The 15,516-nt window shown below is 66.0% G+C and carries 15 protein-coding genes; 7 read left to right on the top strand and 8 right to left on the bottom strand.

Going from position 1 to position 15,516, the window contains the following annotated elements; translation table 11 throughout:
- The first annotated feature begins 2 nt into the window (after window positions 1-2).
- On the top strand, window positions 3-1,151 hold the full coding sequence (locus ASD73_RS04430; RefSeq protein WP_056368803.1) for an alpha-hydroxy acid oxidase: 1,149 nt from the start codon (window positions 3-5) through the stop codon (window positions 1,149-1,151).
- 80 nt (window positions 1,152-1,231) lie between these two features.
- On the opposite strand, the gene ASD73_RS04435 is transcribed toward ASD73_RS04430, so the two are convergent.
- A complete protein-coding gene (locus ASD73_RS04435; protein ID WP_056368801.1) occupies window positions 1,232-1,984 on the bottom strand; it encodes a TorF family putative porin in 753 nt (250 codons plus the stop codon).
- Between the two features lie 259 nt (window positions 1,985-2,243).
- Here ASD73_RS04435 and ispG point away from each other — a divergent pair, with 259 nt between their 5' ends.
- Window positions 2,244-3,395 carry a flavodoxin-dependent (E)-4-hydroxy-3-methylbut-2-enyl-diphosphate synthase gene (ispG, locus tag ASD73_RS04440; RefSeq protein ID WP_056368800.1) on the top strand — a complete coding sequence of 384 codons (1,152 nt, stop codon included), beginning with the start codon at window positions 2,244-2,246 and terminating at the stop codon, window positions 3,393-3,395.
- Window positions 3,396-3,403: 8 nt separating this feature from the next.
- Here the strand turns inward: ispG and ASD73_RS22190 are convergent, their stop codons facing one another.
- Both ASD73_RS22190 and ASD73_RS04450 read right to left on the bottom strand, forming a co-directional pair.
- Window positions 3,404-4,354 (bottom strand): nuclear transport factor 2 family protein, encoded by a 951-nt coding sequence (locus tag ASD73_RS22190; RefSeq protein ID WP_156377281.1) that lies wholly within the window; start codon window positions 4,352-4,354, stop codon window positions 3,404-3,406.
- A gap of 193 nt (window positions 4,355-4,547) precedes the next feature.
- A complete protein-coding gene (locus ASD73_RS04450) occupies window positions 4,548-5,444 on the bottom strand; it encodes a beta-1,6-N-acetylglucosaminyltransferase (protein WP_056368799.1) in 897 nt (298 codons plus the stop codon).
- A gap of 266 nt (window positions 5,445-5,710) precedes the next feature.
- Between ASD73_RS04450 and ASD73_RS04455 the strand changes: the two genes are divergently transcribed.
- The gene (locus ASD73_RS04455; RefSeq protein WP_056368798.1) at window positions 5,711-6,190 is read left to right on the top strand and encodes a GNAT family N-acetyltransferase; all 480 of its coding nucleotides are present in this window, start codon (window positions 5,711-5,713) and stop codon (window positions 6,188-6,190) included.
- Between the two features lie 86 nt (window positions 6,191-6,276).
- Here the strand turns inward: ASD73_RS04455 and ASD73_RS04460 are convergent, their stop codons facing one another.
- From ASD73_RS04460 to ASD73_RS04475, 4 genes are all read right to left on the bottom strand, one after another.
- Window positions 6,277-7,386, bottom strand: a complete 1,110-nt coding sequence (locus ASD73_RS04460) for a S41 family peptidase (RefSeq protein ID WP_056375944.1) — start codon at window positions 7,384-7,386, stop codon at window positions 6,277-6,279.
- 82 nt (window positions 7,387-7,468) lie between these two features.
- Entirely contained in the window at window positions 7,469-7,666 is a 198-nt protein-coding gene (locus ASD73_RS04465; protein WP_056368796.1) for a hypothetical protein, read from the bottom strand.
- Window positions 7,667-7,679: 13 nt separating this feature from the next.
- Window positions 7,680-8,813 (bottom strand): acyltransferase family protein, encoded by a 1,134-nt coding sequence (locus tag ASD73_RS04470; protein WP_056368795.1) that lies wholly within the window; start codon window positions 8,811-8,813, stop codon window positions 7,680-7,682.
- 105 nt (window positions 8,814-8,918) lie between these two features.
- Window positions 8,919-10,436, bottom strand: a complete 1,518-nt coding sequence (locus ASD73_RS04475; protein ID WP_056368794.1) for an acyl-CoA carboxylase subunit beta — start codon at window positions 10,434-10,436, stop codon at window positions 8,919-8,921.
- 56 nt (window positions 10,437-10,492) lie between these two features.
- Between ASD73_RS04475 and ASD73_RS04480 the strand changes: the two genes are divergently transcribed.
- From ASD73_RS04480 to ASD73_RS04490, 3 genes are read left to right on the top strand one after another with little or no spacing between them, the layout of a single operon-like run.
- The gene (locus ASD73_RS04480) at window positions 10,493-10,981 is read left to right on the top strand and encodes a thioredoxin family protein (protein WP_056368793.1); all 489 of its coding nucleotides are present in this window, start codon (window positions 10,493-10,495) and stop codon (window positions 10,979-10,981) included.
- Window positions 10,982-10,991: 10 nt separating this feature from the next.
- Window positions 10,992-11,771, top strand: coding sequence for an SDR family NAD(P)-dependent oxidoreductase (locus ASD73_RS04485; RefSeq protein WP_056368792.1), 780 nt, complete (start codon window positions 10,992-10,994; stop codon window positions 11,769-11,771).
- 9 nt (window positions 11,772-11,780) lie between these two features.
- Window positions 11,781-12,683, top strand: coding sequence for a DMT family transporter (locus ASD73_RS04490; protein ID WP_056368791.1), 903 nt, complete (start codon window positions 11,781-11,783; stop codon window positions 12,681-12,683).
- Here ASD73_RS04490 and ASD73_RS04495 read toward each other — a convergent pair.
- Window positions 12,680-13,627, bottom strand: a complete 948-nt coding sequence (locus ASD73_RS04495; protein WP_056368790.1) for an L-threonylcarbamoyladenylate synthase — start codon at window positions 13,625-13,627, stop codon at window positions 12,680-12,682. The genes ASD73_RS04490 and ASD73_RS04495 overlap by 4 nt on opposite strands.
- Window positions 13,628-13,678: 51 nt before the next feature.
- On the opposite strand from ASD73_RS04495, the gene ASD73_RS04500 reads away from it, so the two are divergent.
- A complete protein-coding gene (locus ASD73_RS04500) occupies window positions 13,679-15,421 on the top strand; it encodes an acyl-CoA dehydrogenase (RefSeq protein ID WP_056368789.1) in 1,743 nt (580 codons plus the stop codon).
- Window positions 15,422-15,516: the final 95 nt, after the last annotated feature.

Genomic DNA, 15,516 nt, shown 5'->3' on the forward strand with positions numbered 1-15,516 from the left:
CGATGCGCCTGACCGACTGCCACAATATCGACGATTTCCGCGCGCTCGCAAAGCGGCGCCTGCCCTGGCCGGTGTTCGACTATATCGACGGCGCCGCCGACGACGAGGTCACCCGTCGCCGCAACCGCAAAGCCTTCGACAGCTGCGACCTCATCCCGCGCGTCCTCGCCGGCGTCGAAAGCGTGGACATGCGCACAACGCTCTTCGGGCGCGACATGGCGATGCCGCTCTTCCTGTCGCCCACCGCGCTCCAGCGCCTGTTCCACTGGCAGGGCGAGCGCGCGGTGCTGCGCGCCGCGGCGAACGCCGGCACCGTCGCGGGCATATCGAGCCTCGCGACGATCAGCCTCGCCGAAGCCGGCGCGCTCACCGACGGCCCCAAGCTGTTCCAGCTCTATGTCCACCACGACGAAGGCCTCAATCAGGCGATGCTCGACGCCGCGCGCGAGGCGAAGTTCGACGCGGTCGCGCTCACCGTCGACACGATCGTCGGCGGAAACCGCGAGCGTTGCCTGCGCTCGGGCTTCACCTCGCCCCCACGCTTCACGGCGCGAAACATGCTGAGCTACGCCGCAAAGCCCGGCTGGGGGCTGAACTATGTGCTGCGCGAGAAATTCAGCCTGCCGAACCTCAGCGCGCATGTTTCCGAAGGATCAAGCGTGCCCAAATCGGTCGCCGAATATTTCACCTCGATGCTCGACCAGAGTCTCGACTGGAAACGCGCCGAGGCGATCCGCAAGCGATGGGACGGCCCCTTCTGCCTGAAGGGCATCGTCGCGGTCGAGGATGCGAAGCGCGCCGCCGACATCGGCGCGACCGCGATCATGGTCTCCAACCATGGCGGCCGCCAGCTCGACGGAAGCATCTCCCCCTTCGACGCGCTCGCCGACATCGTCGACGCGGTGGGCGACAAGGTCGAGGTGATCTGCGACGGCGGTATCACGCGCGGCACGCATGTGCTGAAAGCGCTGTCGGTCGGCGCCAAGGCCTGTTCGGGCGGGCGGCTCTATCTCTACGCGCTCGCTGCGGCGGGCGAGGATGGGGTGAGCCGCGCGGTCGCGCTCCTGCGCGCCGAGATGGAGCGCGGTATGAAATTGATGGGGGCCAGGACCCTCGCCGATCTCGGCCCCCAAAATCTGCGTTGGCGGTAACACGCCTCTCGCGCACGAAAAAGGGGGCGGCCTCCCCCGAAGCCGCCCCCTTAGCGCGTGGTCGCTGACCCGCTAGGCGATCAGAAAGATGCGCCCAGCGTAAAGACCACGGTTGGATCGTAAAGCGTGTCGAGCGCCTTGATGCCCGATTTTTTGACGTCGGTGTCGATATATTGGACTGAGAAGGTCGCGAAGCTGGCGGCGAAAGACGCGCCGACCGACCAGTCCATATATTTGCCGTCGGGCGACACGAGGCCGAGCGAACCGTCATTATAGCCAACGCCCGCGGTCAGCGTGACCGGCGAGTTGGGAATGCCGAAGCCGGCGCCGAGGTTCAGGTAGATATTGTCTTCGTCGCCGAGCGAGTTCTGCTTCGGCGCGTAGGCGACCATGCCTGTGATCGAGACGGGGCCGATGTCGTGCGACAGCTTGCCGATGCCTTCGAAATAGTCGGTCGGTGCGCCGCCGTCATGGCTACCCGGATAGGTGTAATAGGTCACGCCGATGTCAGCTGTCGTGCCCGAGGCGATTTCGGTCGCGAAGCCAGCGTAGAGGTCGAGTTCGAACTTGCCATAAGCATCGCTGTCGGGAAGCGACGAGCCCCAGACGCCTGCGTAAAGGCCGCTTTCATGGCTGACCGTCAGCGTCGGCTGCACGGCGACCTTTTCGTTCGACAGCGAAATGCCGCGGAAACGATAGTCCGAGGTGACCGCGATGCCGCCCGAAAGCGTGAACGGGCCGCTGGCCGCTTCTTCTTCCTGGGCGAAGGCGGGCGTCGACATGGCCGACGCGGCGAGCAGCATGCCGAAACACGCTTTGGTAAGAAACTTCATGGGTGATCCCCCTAAATAAAAAACGGATCGTCCCAGCCTGCGTTGCGTGTTCACGCCTCTTCGTACGGGCCTGTAACGACGAACGCGTCCGAATTGCCGATTTTGCTGCGATGCACAAACGAAAATTGCGCAAAGGGACGAATCGGCGTCAGACTGTGTCTTTCGCGCAACAGCCACCGCGGAACACGCCGGCTTTGCCAAGCGGCCCCCGGGCGGCTAAAGAGCGGCGCATATCTCCCTTTCTTATCGAGCCCGCACCATGAGCGATCACAATCCCGGCCTGCGCCCCTGGCGCGACATCGCGCGGCGGACAAGCCGCCAGATCATGGTCGGCAATGTCCCCGTCGGCGGCGGTGCGCCGATCAGCGTCCAGACGATGACGAACACGCTGACCAGCGACGCAGTCGCGACGATCGACCAGATCCGCCGCTGCGAGGACGCCGGCGCCGACCTGATCCGCGTCTCGTGCCCCGACGTCGAGTCGACCGCGGCGCTCGGCAAAATTGTCCGCGCATCGCGCATTCCGATCATCGCCGACATCCACTTCCATTATAAGCGCGCACTCGAAGCCGCCGACGCCGGCGCCGCTTGCCTGCGCATCAACCCCGGCAATATCGGCTCGTCGGAACGCGTCGGCGAGGTGGTCCGCGCCGCCAAGGCCAACGGCTGTGCGATCCGCATCGGCGTCAACGCCGGCAGCCTCGAGAAGGACCTGCTCGAAAAATATGGCGAGCCCTGCCCCGAGGCGCTCGTCGAAAGCGCGCTCGACCATATCAAGCTGCTCCAGGACCATGACTTCCACGATTACAAGGTCGCGGTGAAGGCGAGCGACGTCTTCCTCGCGGTCGCCGCCTATGCGCAGCTTGCCGACGCCGTTGACTGCCCGCTCCACCTTGGCATCACCGAGGCGGGCGGACTGATCGGCGGCACCGTCAAGTCGGCGCTCGGCATCGGCAATCTCCTGTGGGCGGGCATCGGCGACACGATCCGCGTGTCACTCTCGGCCGAACCCGAGGAAGAAGTCCGCGTCGGCTACGAGATCCTCAAATCGCTCGGCCTGCGCACCCGCGGCGTCCGCGTCGTCTCTTGCCCCAGCTGCGCACGCCAGGGCTTCGACGTCATCCGCACCGTACAGGCACTCGAAGACGCGCTCAGCCACATCAAGACCCCGATGTCGCTCTCGGTCCTCGGCTGCGTCGTCAACGGCCCCGGCGAGGCGCGCGAGACCGACATCGGCATCACCGGCGGCGGCAACGGCAAGCATATGGTCTTCCTGTCGGGGGTCACCGACCATCATGTCGAGGACGCCGACATGATCAGCCACATCGTCAAGCTCGTCGAGGCGAAGGCCGCCGAGATCGACGCGGGCAGTTCGGTGAGCATGGACACGCTGCACGGCAAGGCGGCTTAGGCTGGCCTTTAACCGGGGACCCGGGTGAGCTGCGTGTAGGCGATCTGCCAACGCCCGTTCTGCCTGACCCACATATGCGCAATGCGCAGCCGCCGGCTCTGATGCTGCCCGCCCAGCGTCCAGCGCAGGGTCACGAGCCCGCCGGACATTGCCGTGTCGCCATGGACACGACGGGTTGGCGCTTCGATCACGAACGGCTCGATCCGGAAATCGGGCTTCTCGAAATCGGCGAGATAGGAGCGCTTGTCCTGCGTCTTCGCATCGGAGTTCACGAGCAGATAATCGTCGGTGACCAATTCACCGAGCGCCGTGATATCCTTGGCCATCGTCGCGCGGTTATGCGCCTCGATCGCAGCGGCAAGATCGGGGGGCAACGCGGTATCTGTTGGCGCGGACGACGGGCGGCGCCGGTCGACCGCGATCCAGTTCACCTCCCAGGTTACGCCGTTATCGATCGAAAAAGCCTGTTCGAAATGCGCCTCGTCAGGCGAAACCTGAGTGATGACGAACCGCACGCGGATCGGGCGCTCCCCAAGCTTGTCAGCCCCGGTAAAGACCCCGCGCCCGCCGGCGCCGAATGTGCCGATCACGGGCGGCGTCATCGCCCCGTCGCGCAAGCTGGCGAAATTGAGGCTCCACCGGCGGGTTGCGGGATCGTAGAGCCGCAGCGAGATGCCCTCGATCTTTCCGGCGGGCCCCGCAACGGTCAGTTCGACGCTGTTCGCCCGCCCGTCCATCAACCCGCGAACCAGGCTGGTGCCGCGATACTCGGCCCAGACCGGTGCCTTGCCCGACAGCGGATTGGTGAGCACGCGCACCTCGGTCGACCATTCGCCAATCTCGAAATCGAAATCGCGCTGGCCGTCGCGAATGGTCTCCGGCGATGCGGTCGGCGCCGATTGCGCCATCGCCGGGACACTCGCCAGCGCGATCATCAGGGCCATCCATCGCGCGCTCACGATACAATCCAACCTTCGGGGTCGACGAGGACGACCACATCACAGCGTTCGAACATCGGCATCGGCACCTCCTCCAAGCTCTCTTCTCGCACCTCGAATACGAGATTTCGCTGCGCGACGAAACGGTGCGCCCGTGGATGCACATTATTGGTGCATCAACGGGCGTGCCTCATCATCGCAAGGGGGGCTCGGATTACGCTGGTTCAAGCGTCCGGTCTTGTGGTTTGACGGTCGTTTCCGCAGCATAAATATTCGCCGCGGGCGTTTTCAGATGCGCCTCGAGCAGATCGAAAATCACCGCATCCTCCTCCGCGTCGAACTTGCGCGCGAACAGGTCCGGACTAAGCGTCAGGCGCAGCGCATCGGCCGTCACGAAGGTACGCGGGCGCAGCTTGATGTCGCCGTCGGGCACCCAGTCGATCGTGCGCAGATCGTCGTTCATAACTTCGCCCTGCGCGCGGCTGTTCATCATCAACGTCTGGAAAAACGCCTCGTCGGGGATGAAGCTGCGGCGATAGAATGTCTTGAAGCGCTCGGCGCTCGGGTGATGGACCGCAAAATGGCAAAAGCTTCGCGTCACGGCTTTCCACTGCGTGCCGATATAGGGCGTCGCGTCTTTCAGGAACGCGCGCGGCAGGCGCGTGCGGAACATGCGTCCCAGCGCCTCAACGAACATATGGCTGACGCGGTTCATCGTATCGGGCCGCGCCGCCCGCTGGTCGAGCGCGCGAATATATTGCCGCCGCGGGTTGGCGCGCAGGAAGGCGCGGATATAGGCTTGCGACTTTAGCGGGAAATCCTGCCCGCTGAGATTGATATAATGGGTCCAGCTGCGATTCATCTTCAGCAGCTGCTTCATTCCGCGCAATTCCGCGTCGACCAGGCTGTATCCGCCCCACAGCGCCTTTTTCGATTCGATGATCGCGACCCCCTGAAAGGGTTTCAGAAAGGCGGCGATATCGGCGGCGAACTCGGGTCCTGACCCTTTGTCGACGTGGATCACATAGCTGTTCCCGGGCGCATAAATGGCATTGAACATCCGTTTGAACTGTTCGGGAAAGCGGTGGAGGAGGATGAAATAGCCGATCATGCAGGCATGCCTTTCGGATCGCCGACCCGGGCTGTCAGCCCACCGGAATCGCGATCATTTTCCTGTCCCGGAAAACCCAACCAAAGTCATTTTGATCGATAGGAGACAATGCCCGACAGATGGCCTGCTGCGTTGCGACGCGGCCTGGTCCAGTGGCATCCTCTCCATATAGGGCGGCGGCGGGTGATTGTAAGGGCGCGCGCCATTGCCCAGCGGCATGCGTCGCCGCTAAGGAACCCCGAAGCCCCTCTGCACAGGATATTCGCGTGACCCTTTCGATCCGCCCCGCCGCCGCCGCCGACCTGCCGCTGATCGCGCAGTTCATCCGCGACCTCGCCGAGTATGAAAAGCTCGCGCACGAGGTCCGGTTCGACGAGGCGAAGCTCGGCGAGAAACTGTTCGGCCCGCGCCCCTATGCCGAAGTTCTGATCGGCGAGCTGGACTGGAGCCCACAGGGTTTCGCGCTTTTCTTCCACAATTTCTCGACCTTCGAAGGCAAGCCCGGCATTTATCTCGAGGATCTGTTCGTGCGTCCCGAAGCGCGCGGCTCGGGGCTCGGCAAGGCGCTGCTCGCGCATCTCGCCAAGCTTTGCGTCGAACGCGACTGCGCGCGGCTCGAATGGTCGGTGCTCGACTGGAACGACCCGGCCATCGGCTTCTACAAGGGCCTCGGCGCCAGGCTGATGGACGAATGGACCGTGATGCGCGTCAACGGCGACGCGCTGACGAGGCTTGCCAATATCTGAAATTCGTCACCCCGGACCTGATCCGGGGTCCATACGCGCGCGTGGGATGGATGCCGGAGCAAGTCCGCCATGACGAAAGAGGGAAGCTAGCGAACCCCGCGCGGCTTCCGCCGCTCCATCGGCCAGCTCGGCATATGCGCATCGGACAGCGTCTTCGCCTCCGCCGGCGCCACGCCGAGGTCGGTGAGCACGCGCACCAGCGCGTCGGCGGGCGGGACCGCAATGTCGGGCAAAACGCCCTCGCCTTCCCAATCCTTTCCGGTTTTGGGATCATAAGTCCGCCCGACCGGAATGAATGCCGCATAGCCGCCGCCCAGATCCTCGCCACTGCCGAAATGATTGGCGCCCGCGGTCGGCGCGCCGACCAGCGTGCCGCGCCCCGTGTGCTTCATCGCTAGCGAGAAATGCTCGGCCGCCGACGCACTCGCGCCCGATGTCAGCACATAGACTTTCGCATCGCGCAGCCTTTTGTCGGCATTCGGCGTCGCCCAATGCTCGCGCGCCACCATGCCCGCGTCACCCTTCACCACGCGCATCGACGGCAACCCGTCGATCGGCGAGCCGCCGCGCGCATCGACCGAAGCGCGCGTCGCCATCGTCACCAGCCGGGTCGGCTCGGCGAACAGCCACGGAAAGATCACGTCCATCTGGTCGAGCCCGCCGCCGTTATGCGTGCGGATGTCGAAGATGATCGCCTTCGCATCGGCATGGTCGGCCATGAATTTCGCGGCCTGCGCCGTCACCGCCGCGTCCATCGGAAAGACGTTGAAGCGGATGAAGGCGATCCCCGGCGCGATCCAGCCCGCCTGTTCGACCGGCACCTTCGGCGGGCGGCGCACGGGTGCGGCAGCGCCCGGCGCCGCAGCTGCCGGCGCGCCCGCAGCTTCGGGCGCGCGCAGGCGCAGATGGCCGTCGGGCGCGACGGCATTCACATCGGCATCGATCGCCTCACCCAGCGCCGGGCCGGAGAGCGCCTTGTAACGCCCCGCCGCAATGCCCGCGCGGATCGCCGCGGCATAACGCCTGCCCGTCTCGGGATAGACATAGTCGCGTTCGAGCAAGGCCGCATATTTTTCGGCGACCGCATCGGCGCTCGCCTCGTCCGCGGCATAGGCGGGCGGGGGCGCCAGTACCGGCACGACCACCATCCCGGCGGCGAGCAGAAGCGCGGGCAAAATACGCGAAGAACGAATCATCCTCATCTCCAATCCAGCCCCGGCCGAAGAGAGGTGTATCATATCGGCAATACAGATCAACTACATTTGTAGTCGAATCGAACTATTTCTTTCGCGCGAACCAGACGAGCACGACCCCGACGACCGCGAGGATCACCCCGTTGCGGGTCCATGTCGTATCGCCGAGCATGAAGCTGCTCGCGGGCCAGCGCACGATATCGAGCCCCTGCAGCACCCACAGCCCGCCGACGAGGATCGCCGCAATGCCGACGATCGCCAGAACGCCTTTCAATGCTCCCATGCCCGCTCTCCCCTTATTTGCGCTGCAATCCGATCAGCGGCCGCAGCCAGCCGATGTTGCGCCCGATGATGTAGAATAGCCAGCAGCCGGCTGTCGTCGTCGCGACGAGGACGAGGAACGACGGCAGCGCCGCGACGCCGGCCTGCAGCAGATACCAGCCGACAACGACGATGATCGTCTGGTGGATGATGTAAAAGGGGAATACCGCCTCGGCGAGCGTCGTGCGCGACGGGTGATCGCGGTTCCAGTAACGGTCGGCGATCCCGACCAGCGCGACGATCGTCGTCCAGCCCTGCACCAGATGCGCGATATGGAACGGCAGCGTGCCCCAGTCAGCGGGCCGCGCACCGGTCAGCCAGAGGCACATGATCCATGCAACGACCGCGAACGCCGCGACCGCGATGACCAGCGCGGCACGCCACCAGCGCGCCACCGCGTCGAACAGTTGCGGCCGCACCCGGAGCAGCCACCCGGCAAGGAAGGGCACCAGATAATGAAGGTGCGACGGCCCGTCGTCGAACAGCGCGTGCGTCTCGTCATGGCCGGGAAAGACGGCATAGATAAGCAACCACGCCGCGAGCGGCCATACGAGCAGACCAGCGCCGCCGAGCCACCGCGCCGCGCCGTCGGCGATCCGGGTCCGGATCGCGCCCGGCACCAGCGCCACGAGGATCGCGGCGAGCATCGTATAGACCCACAGATAGACGACGAACCACAGATGCTGCCACGTCGGCAGGACGATCCCGCCAAGCGATCCGAAGCGGAAATAATCGTGTAGCCAGAAATGCAGGAAGCCACGGGTGTAGCCATGCTGGCCGACCAGCTCGATCCACGGCTGCGGCGGGATGATGACGATGATGCCAAAGACGAGCGGGATCAGCAGCCGCGCGCTGCGCGACCGCGCAAAGGCGCCGCTGACGCCCAGCTTCGCGAACAGCGCCGCGCTCGCATAACCCGACACGAGGAACAGCAGCGCGAGCCGCCACCTGTTCGTCGCGAGCATCGGCAACTGCACCCAGTCGAGCGGCGCGGCGATCTTCACATGCCAGCCCCACGGCACGAAATACATGCCGATATGATAGAGGATCAGCAGCCCGAACGCTCCGATCCGCAGCCAGTCCATGCCGTGATGGCGTTGCGTGGTCATCGGCCCCCTCTTCCCACTTTCGTCATCCCGGACTTGATCCGGGATCCAGCCAACATCGCGCAAATGGATCCTGGATCAAGTCCGGGATGACGATGATGGATATGTCTATTTCACCACCCGCCACGCCAGCTCGGCAAACTCGCAAAGCAAGGGCCGCGTGTCGCGCGGATCGATGATATCCTCGACCCCGAATTTCTCCGCCGTCCGGAACGGGCTTCGCACGCGGTTGAGCCGCTCGCGGATCGCCTCCAGATGCGCCGCGGGATCTTCAGCCGCCTCGAGTTCGCTTTTGTATGCGACCTCGACCCCGCCCTCGATCGGCAAGCTGCCCCAGTCGCCCGACGGCCAGGCGAAGCGGTACTGGAAGCGCTCGGCGTTCGACATCGCGCTGCCCGCGATGCCGTAAGCGCGGCGCACCACCACCGACGCGAGCGGCACCGTCGCGCGGTAGATCGCGTTCATCGCCTGCACCCCGTACCGGATCGTCCCCGTCCGCTCGGCCTCGCCGCCGATCATGAAGCCCGGATTGTCGACAAGGTGGACGATCGGCAGCCGGAACTGGTCGGCCATCTTCACGAAGCGTTCGGCCTTCTCGCTCGTCTTCGCATCCCACGATCCGCCGAGGTATGACGGGTCGCTCGCGAGCACCGCGACCGGATAACCGTCGAGCCGCGCAAAGGCGGTGATCACCGCGCGCCCCCAACGCGCCCCCATTTCGAAAAAACTGCCCTGATCGAACACCGCCGCCGTAATCCGCCGCATCGAATAGACCTGCTTCGCCGCGCGCGGCACCACCGAAAGCAGGCTCTCGTCGCGCCGGTTGACCGGATCGCTGCATGCGGTCCGAAGCGCCCTGTCGTGGATCGACGACGGCAGGTACGACAGGAACCGCCGTGCCGCCGCAAAGGCCTCGGCCTCGCTCGCGACCTCGTCGTCGACGACGCCGTTGCGCGTATGCACGTCGCTGCCGCCCAGCTCCTCGCGGTCGAGCGTATCGCCGATCGCCGCCGCAACCGCCGGCCCCGCCGCGAACAGTTGCGACAGCCCGCGCACCATGATGCTGTAATGGCTAGCCACGACGCGCGCCGCGCCGAGCCCCGCGGTCGGACCCAAGGCCAGCGCCACCACCGGCACGGTATCGAGGTTCGCGATGATCTCGTCCCAGCCGGGCACATGCGGGATATAGGTATAGCCCATATCCTCGAGCGTCTTGACCGACCCGCCGCCGCCGGTGCCGTCGATCATGCGGATCAGCGGCAGCCTATATTCATGCGCCATCGCCTCGCACTGGACGAACTTCCTGTGCAGCGCCGCATCGGCCGCGCCGCCGCGCACGGTGAAATCGTCGGCCGAGGCGACGACCGGCCGGCCGTCAATATTGGCGCGTCCGAAAATGAAATTGCTCGCGGCCAGATCTTCCAGCTCGCCATCGGCGCCATAACGCCCGCGCCCCGCGATCTTGCCGATCTCGCGAAAGCTGCCTTCGTCGACGACGCCCGCGAGCCGCGCCCGCGCGTCCATCTTGCCGCGACTATGCTGGCGCGCGACCTTTTCCTCGCCGCCCATCTTCTCGGCCATCGCGCGGCGCTGCCCGAGTTCGTCGATCTCTTTTTCCCAGCTCATGGGGCGAAGGCTATCTTACGTTGACGGAAACGTCATCCGAAACCTATCGTCGGCCCATGCCACGCCCGCTTGCCATCGCCTTCACCACCGCGCTGCTCGCCATGTCGCCCGCGACCGCCAGCGAAACGCGGACGATTCCGGGTGTAGCGGACGCTTACAAGAGCGACGCCTTCGACCCGAACCCGATGCCCGCAATCGGCGCCGCCCTCGCCAAAGCGAAACAGTCGGGCAAGCCCGTCCTCCTCGTGATGGGCACCGGCGGCTGCCACGACAGCGCCTGGCTCGCGAACCTGATCGCGACAGACCGCTTCGCCCCCGTCCGCGCGCGCTACGAGATCGTCTACGCCGACATCGGCATGCCGCATATCCGCGGCTGGGGCCGAAACCCCGACGTACCAAAACGTTTCCGCTTCAAAATCAAGGGCACGCCGACCGTCGCGATCCTCGATGCGAACGGCACCGTGCTCAACCGCAAGGCCGCGCCCAAATGGCGCAACGCCGCGAGCCGCAGCGACGACGACATCTATAATGAGCTGATGCAATAGGGAGAGAGGCATGGCCGACGGGATTCTCGCGGGGCGCGTCGCGCTCGTCACCGGCGCCTCGCGCGGGATCGGCCGCGGCATCGCGATCGGGCTGGCCGAAGCCGGCGCCGACGTCGCGGTGAACTATACCCGCGGCGAAGAAGCCGCCGCCGAAACCGTCGCCGCGGTCGAAGCCCTCGGCCGCAAGGCCAAAGCCTATCAGGCGTCAGTCACCGACGAAGCCGCCTGCGCCGCGATGGTCGCCGCGGTCGAGGCCGATTTTGGCCCCATGTCGATCCTGATCAACAACGCCGGCATCGCCAGCCGCGGACTGCCCGTGGCCGAAACGGCACCCGAAGAAGTCGACAAGCTCTTCGCCGTCCACGCCGCCGGCCCGCACCGGCTCAGCCGCCTCGCGCTCCCGCAACTGCGCACTCACAAGCGCAGCGACATCATCGTCATCTCGAGCATCGCCACCTACACCCGCTCACCGAACGGCGCGCCCTACACGATGGCAAAGGCCGCTGGCGAAGCCCTGGCCTACGCACTCGCGAAGGAAGAACTCACGAACGGCGTCCGCGTCAACATCGTCGCCCCCGCACTCACCGTCAGCGATATGGGCGAAAAGCTGTCGCGCGCGATCACCGGCAACACGGACATCCACCACCTCGACACCAAAATGCCCTTCAGCCGCGTCGCCGTCCCCGCCGACGTCGCAGCGGCGGTGGTGTGGTTCGTCTCGGGCGCGAACAGCTATTGCTCGGGCCAGAAACTCAACATCGACGGCGCGGGGCAAGCGACCTTCCGCTAAGGCGCAACGATGCGTCCCGATTCGGCCTCTCCCGTCATCCCCTTCCTGATCGCGTGCGCAGGCATCGCGACCTTTTCGGCAATGGACGTGCTGATGAAGGGGCTGTCGATCGACATCGGCGCCTATAACGCCGTGCTCTGGCGCACCGGCACCGGCACGCTTCTCGCCGGCGCGCTCTATTTCGCGAGCCGCCCCAAATGGCCGGACAAGGCGACGATGCAGATCCACGCCTGGCGCTCTCTGTTCGTCGCCGGCATGGCGCTCTGCTTCTTCTGGGCGCTCGCTCGGCTGCCGATGGCCGAGGCGATCGCGCTTGCCTTTGTCGCGCCGCTGATGGCGCTCTACATGGCCGCGATCTTCCTCGGCGAAAAGATCGGCCCGCGTTCGATCGCCGCCTCGATGCTCGGCCTGTGCGGGGTGCTCGTGATCGTCGCGGGAAAGCTCGGCGGCAGCGACTATAGCGACGAGGCGCTGCTCGCCGTCGGCGCGGTGTTCCTGTCGGCGATCTTTTACGCCTACAACCTCATCCTCGCGCGGCGGCAGGCGAAGATGGCCGAGCCGATGGAGATCGCCTTTTTCCAGAATTTCTTCGTCGCCGCGATCCTCGCGCTCGGCGCGCCGTGGTTCCTCGCGGTCCCCGCCGCGCACCACGCGCCGCACATCCTCGGCGCCGCGATCCTCGCGACGACCTCGCTGCTGCTTTTGAGCTGGGCCTATGCGCGCGCCGAAACGCAGATTCTCGCGACGACCGAATATACCGGCTTCCTCTGGGCGATGCTGTTCGGCTGGTTCTTCTTCGACGAGGCGGTCACGCTGCCGACTTTCGCCGGCGCGCTGCTGATCGTCGCCGCCTGTCTGATCGTGGCAAGGAAGGCGCCGCATGGGGATCCGATCGAGCCGGCAGCCGCCTAAACCGCCGCGCGTGCCAGCCGATCGTTGATCGCCGCGCCGAGCCCCTCGACCGGGATCGCAGCAACCGCAATCTTCGTCTTCGCGCTCGCGGCCCCCGCGTGCAGCGCATCGAACAACCGCGCCGCCGCCTCGGTCAGATCGCCCGCCGCGCTCAGATCATAATCGCCCGCGACCGTACCAAAGCCGATTCCGAACTCGTCGCCAGCAAATTCGCTCGCCCCCAGCCGGACCGGCTTGCCCGGCGCATAATGGCTCGCGAGCATCCCCGGCGCGACGATCTCGGAACCTTTCACCCCGGTCACCGCCCGCCCGCTCGCCTCAGCCAGCATCTCCGCTGTGGCCGGCCCCGGCCGCAATATTTCGACCGCGCCGTCCTTCACGCGCGCGATCGTCGACTCCACGCCCGCCGTCGTCGGCCCGTCGTCGATCACCAGCGCGATCCGCCCGTCGAGGCTCGCGAGCACATGGTTTGCCTTCGTCGGGCTCACCCGCCCGCTCGCATTGGCACTCGGCGCCGCGAGCGGCGCGCCGCTTTCCGCCAGCAAAGCCTGCATCGCACGATGCCCCGGCACCCTCAGGGCGATCGTATCGAGCCCCGCGGTCGCAATGCTCGCCACCGGGCAATCGGCCGTGCGCGGCACGACCAGCGTCAACGGCCCCGGCCAGAAGCGCGCCGCCAGCGCCCGCTCGACCGCGCCAAACACGCCCAGCGTCTCGGCCGCTGCAAGGTCCGGCACGTGCACGATCAGCGGATTGAAATCGGGCCGTCCCTTCGCGGCATAGATGCGCGCGACCGCCTCGGCATTGCGCGCATCGGCGGCCAGCCCGTACACCGTCTCGGTCGGCACCGCGACCGGCTCGCCCGCCGCGATCAGCGCCTTCGCGTCGGCGATAGCCTGGCTATCGAAGAGCAGAACAATTGTGGACTTTGAGGCTTCGGCCATGCCGCGCTATAGCGCCCGCGCAACGATATTCACCAGCAAAGTGCCCAATCCATGACCTACACGCCTCCGACCACCGAGCAGCTGTTCGTTCTCAACCATATCGCGCGCGTCGACGCGATGGCTGCGCACGACAAATTCGCCGCCGCAACCCCCGACATGGTCGAGGCAATCGTCACCGGCATCGGCGAGTTTGCTGTGGACGTTTACGCCCCGCTCAACCGCGTCGGCGACACGCAGAACCCGAAATGGCAGGACGGCAAGGTCACGATGCCTCCGGGCTTCAAGGACGCGTACAGGCAGTTCGTCGAGGCGGGCTGGGGCAGCATCGACGGCCCCGGCGAATATGGCGGGCAGGACCTGCCCTTCACGCTCGCGACGGTGGTGATCGAGGCGCTCGGCAGCGCGAACATGGGCTTCTCGCTGTGCAGCATTCTCACCCCGGGCGCGATCCACGCGCTGATGGCCTATGGCACCGAAGAACAGCGGCAGACCTGGCTGCCGAAGCTGATTACCGGCGAATGGAACGGCACGATGAACCTGACCGAGCCCGCCGCGGGCAGCGACGTCGGCGCGCTGCGCTCGACCGCCGAAAAGGTCACCGAGGGCGAACACGCCGGCCTTTACAAGATCAAGGGCCAAAAAATCTTCATCACCTTCGGCGAGCATGACCTCACCGACAATATCGTCCACCTCGTCCTCGCGCGCACCCCCGGCGCGCCCGAGGGGACGCGCGGAATCTCGCTCTTCCTCGTCCCCAAATATCGCCTCGATGCGGGCGGCAAGCCCGCGCACTCGAACGGCGTCCATTGCGCCTCGATCGAGCACAAGCTCGGTATCCACGGCTCGCCGACCGCGGTGATGGTCTATGGCGAGGACGAGGATTGCCTCGGCGAGATCGTCGGCGACGAAATGGGCGGCATGCGCGCGATGTTCGTGATGATGAACAACGCCCGCCTGATGATCGGCTGCCAGGGCATCCAGATCGGCGAACGCGCGACGCAGCAGGCGCAGCGCTTCGCCGCCGAGCGCGTCCAGTCGTCGCTCGCGGGCTCGCCCGACCGTACACCGGTCACGATCGACCAGCACCCCGACGTGCGCCGCATGCTATGGCGGATGCGCGCGCAGACCGAGGCCGCGCGCGCGCTGACCTATTATGCCGCGGCGCAGATCGACTTCGGCAAGCTGGGCGACGAGGCCGCCGCGATGCGCGCCGACATCCTCATCCCGCTGGTAAAGGCGCACGCGACCGACATCGGCTGCGAGGTCGCGAGCCTCGGCGTGCAGGTGCATGGCGGCATGGGCTTCATCGAGGAAACCGGCGCCGCGCAGCATTATCGCGACGCGCGTATTGCCCCGATCTACGAAGGCACGAACGGCATTCAGGCGGCCGACCTGGTCGGGCGCAAGCTCGGCATGGCGGGCGGCGATCTCGTCCGCGGGCTGATTGACGATATCGCGGGCGGCGCCGCCGATTTCCCCGAGTTGCAGCAACTTGTCGACGCGTCCCGCGCGGTGACCGACTGGATGGTGGGGGCGAATACCGGCGACCGTCTCGCGGGCAGCTATCCCTATCTCACCATGCTCGCGACCGCCACGTGCGGGTGGCTGATGGCAATCCAGCACAGGGCAGCGCGCGCAGCGCTCGATGAGGGCAATGGCGACCTTGCCTTCCTCGAAGCGAAGCTCGTCTCGACCCGCTTCTACCTCGAACAGATCGTCCCCGCGGCGACCGGCCTCGCCGCCTCCGCGCTCGCCGGCGATGCGGCGCTGGAGCCGCTGCCCGCGATCGCCTGAAACACTTGGAATCCTGCGCCTGATGCTCCGGTGCACGGCGCAGGATTTCATTCATAATTAACGCGATGATAACCATCTGCGACTAGGCACGGCCG

This window comes from Sphingopyxis sp. Root154 (genome assembly GCF_001427105.1).
Lineage (GTDB): Bacteria > Pseudomonadota > Alphaproteobacteria > Sphingomonadales > Sphingomonadaceae > Sphingopyxis.

What these genes read in the sequence shown, in the direction of transcription:
- ispG (WP_056368800.1), top strand. Translation starts at nt 2,244, where the DNA reads ATGAGCGATCACAATCCCGGCCTGCGCCCCTGGCGCGACATCGCGCGG.
- ASD73_RS04490 (WP_056368791.1), top strand. Translation starts at nt 11,781, where the DNA reads ATGCGTCCCGATTCGGCCTCTCCCGTCATCCCCTTCCTGATCGCGTGC.
- ASD73_RS04450 (WP_056368799.1), bottom strand. Translation starts at nt 5,444, where the DNA reads ATGATCGGCTATTTCATCCTCCTCCACCGCTTTCCCGAACAGTTCAAA.
- ASD73_RS04485 (WP_056368792.1), top strand. Translation starts at nt 10,992, where the DNA reads ATGGCCGACGGGATTCTCGCGGGGCGCGTCGCGCTCGTCACCGGCGCC.
- ASD73_RS04500 (WP_056368789.1), top strand. Translation starts at nt 13,679, where the DNA reads ATGACCTACACGCCTCCGACCACCGAGCAGCTGTTCGTTCTCAACCAT.
- ASD73_RS04480 (WP_056368793.1), top strand. Translation starts at nt 10,493, where the DNA reads ATGCCACGCCCGCTTGCCATCGCCTTCACCACCGCGCTGCTCGCCATG.
- ASD73_RS04470 (WP_056368795.1), bottom strand. Translation starts at nt 8,813, where the DNA reads ATGACCACGCAACGCCATCACGGCATGGACTGGCTGCGGATCGGAGCG.
- ASD73_RS04435 (WP_056368801.1), bottom strand. Translation starts at nt 1,984, where the DNA reads ATGAAGTTTCTTACCAAAGCGTGTTTCGGCATGCTGCTCGCCGCGTCG.
- ASD73_RS04495 (WP_056368790.1), bottom strand. Translation starts at nt 13,627, where the DNA reads ATGGCCGAAGCCTCAAAGTCCACAATTGTTCTGCTCTTCGATAGCCAG.
- ASD73_RS04460 (WP_056375944.1), bottom strand. Translation starts at nt 7,386, where the DNA reads ATGATTCGTTCTTCGCGTATTTTGCCCGCGCTTCTGCTCGCCGCCGGG.
- ASD73_RS04465 (WP_056368796.1), bottom strand. Translation starts at nt 7,666, where the DNA reads ATGGGAGCATTGAAAGGCGTTCTGGCGATCGTCGGCATTGCGGCGATC.
- ASD73_RS04430 (WP_056368803.1), top strand. Translation starts at nt 3, where the DNA reads ATGCGCCTGACCGACTGCCACAATATCGACGATTTCCGCGCGCTCGCA.
- ASD73_RS04475 (WP_056368794.1), bottom strand. Translation starts at nt 10,436, where the DNA reads ATGAGCTGGGAAAAAGAGATCGACGAACTCGGGCAGCGCCGCGCGATG.